The sequence below is a fragment of the Streptomyces sp. NH27 genome, assembly GCF_056859195.1.
Map to the genome: position 1 here is coordinate 1 of NZ_JACEGK010000799.1, position 2,261 is coordinate 2,261.

The 2,261-nt window shown below is 75.1% G+C and carries 2 protein-coding genes; both read right to left on the minus strand.

The features are described 5' to 3' along the window. Positions 1–17: 17 nt before the first annotated feature. Positions 18–779 (minus strand): DUF4429 domain-containing protein, encoded by a 762-nt coding sequence (locus AC13HU_RS35965; protein WP_483046197.1) that lies wholly within the window; start codon positions 777–779, stop codon positions 18–20. 93 nt (positions 780–872) lie between these two features. Continuing rightward, a complete protein-coding gene (locus AC13HU_RS35970; protein ID WP_483046198.1) occupies positions 873–2,003 on the minus strand; it encodes an alpha/beta hydrolase in 1,131 nt (376 codons plus the stop codon). Between the last annotated feature and the right edge of the window lie 258 nt (positions 2,004–2,261).

Here is a 2,261-nt window from a genome sequence, read left to right on the forward strand (position 1 = left end):
GGGCGGGGCGGCGGGGGTTACGGCCTGACGCGGGTGGTGCGGATCGCGGCCAGCACCGCCGCCGCGAAGGGCAGCGACTCGTGGACCGAGCCGTAGCCGAGACCGAAGATCACGCTCGCCGGGTCGTTCGCCGGGTCGTGGTCGTGGTCGTCGTCGTGGTCGTGGTCGACGGCGGGCAGCGGCACGGCCTGGTCGCGCAGGCGCAGCCGCAGGTGGCCCTTGACCTGCTCGGGCGAGCGCCAGTCGACACCGCACAACTCCTCGACGGGGAACGTCTGGTCGCCGGAGTTCCACTTCGCGGTGGAGGCGCCGGTGCGGAACCAGTGGAAGCCGACCGTGTGGCCGTCGAACGTGGCCTTCGCGTCGTACGCCTTGAAGGAGCGCGGCACCGTGGGGGCCGGCACGAGGAAGCGCCCGCCGGGCGGGTCCGCGGTGACCGCGGCGGTGCGGATGGCGGCCAGCAGGTCGTCGCGGGCGGCCTCGGCGAGCGCGGCGCTCTGCTCGGGCAGCACCAGCCGGTAGGGGTCGGCGCTCGCCCGCAACTGGCCGCCGGCGACCTCGATGAGCGGGTCGACGCCGGGGTGGGGGGTCGCGCGCAGCACCAGGGTGCCGCGGCGGCCGGGCGCCACCTCGACGTCCTCCAGGGCCTCGTGCGGCACCCGCCGCTCACCGAGCGCCTGGAGTAGCCGGGAGCCCCGTACGCCTCTGCTGTACCGGATCACCACGGCGTCGGGTTCGAATTCCCATACGGCGTTGCTCCCGGCCAGCATTTCACCCATAAGGCCCAGCTTATGGGTGCCCCGGCCGACTGTGCCCCTTACCCGCTACGCGCGTCATCGAAAGGGGGACGGCTTTTTCGGGCTGCCCGCGATTCAGGCAAGACCACTGGTGCAGGTGGTTCTGGTGGGGCAGATGATCTCCGAGTAGTCGCCGAGCGCGATGTCCGCGAAGTTGGCGAGACTCGTGGTGCCGGGCACGAAGTAGCCGGCGTGGCCGTCGGCGCCGGCGGCACTGACCACCCGGGCGCCGAAGCCGCCGGAGACCGGGTCGGGGCCGTGGCCGAGCCCGGCGAACTCCAGGTGCGGCACATCGCCGATCCAGTCCCCGGAGTCCCGCGCCGCCCAGACGTGCGCGGTGGTGTGCAGGGCGCCGACATCCCGGGCGCGCATGCCCGGGCTGCCCATGACGGCGATGTCGCGGACCCGGCCGGGCGGCAGGTGCGGCGCGGCCAGCCCGCACAGCACCGAGCCGTAGGAATGGCAGAACAGCGCCACGTCGCGGCGGCGGGGGAGCGCGGCGAGGAGGGACTCCAGCCGGACCGCGCCGCGGGCGGCGAGGGTGCCGGTGGAGGCTTCCAGGCCGATACCGTGCGGGGCGGTGTAGTCCGCCCAGGCGATCACCGCGGTACGGGCGTCCGGCCGGTCGAGCCGCTCGGCGCCGTACAGCGCGCGGGCCATGCCGTCAGTGGTGGTGAACCTCTTGGCGTCGTCGCGCTCGAAGGCGGCCAGGTCGGTGTCGACGCCCGGCACGACCAGCGCGATACGGGTCGCGGTGCGCAGATCGCCGAGCACCTCGGCGACGCGGCCGGCGCCGGTCGGGTCGAAGGCGAGGATCTGCCGGTGGCCGGCGAGCAGGGACCCGTAGCGGTCGGCGAGGTCGGTCATGGCGGCGCGGCCGACCGGGGTGAGCTGGTCGCTGTGCTCGTCGGCGAGCGCGGCGGCCCGCTGCCGGGTCAGCGCGAGCCGGTTGGCGCTGTAGCGCAGGGCCGGGTCGACGCCGTCGAGGTTGCCGACCACCAGGGGGTAGCGCCGGGCCAGGCCGAGCCGTTGGGGGCCGGTCAGCGACGCGAAGAAGCGGGCGACGGCACCGGCCGGCGCATCCGGACCGGGCAGCCTCCTGGCGCCGACGGTGCCGTGCGCCCACGCGGCGAGCGCGGCGGCCATCGCGTCCTTCGCCGTGCGCGGCGACAGCGTGGCCGTCCACCCGGTGGTCGCCAGCAGCACGAAGATGACCGCCAGGGCCAGCAGCGGACGCGACGCGCCCCGTAAACCCCGGCCGCGCCGGCTCCGCCCAGGCGCCGGCGCCCACGCCCTGCCCGGCCCCTCCCGCGGCGTCCGGCTCGCGGGCACGGCGGGCGTCGGGACCGTACGTACGGGAAACAGGGTCACTCGCTCATGCCTTGTGGGTTCCGTCCCCGGGGGGATGTGCGACTGGGATCGTATCCGGGTGGCTCGCCCGGGATGTTACGGCACGGCACGGAC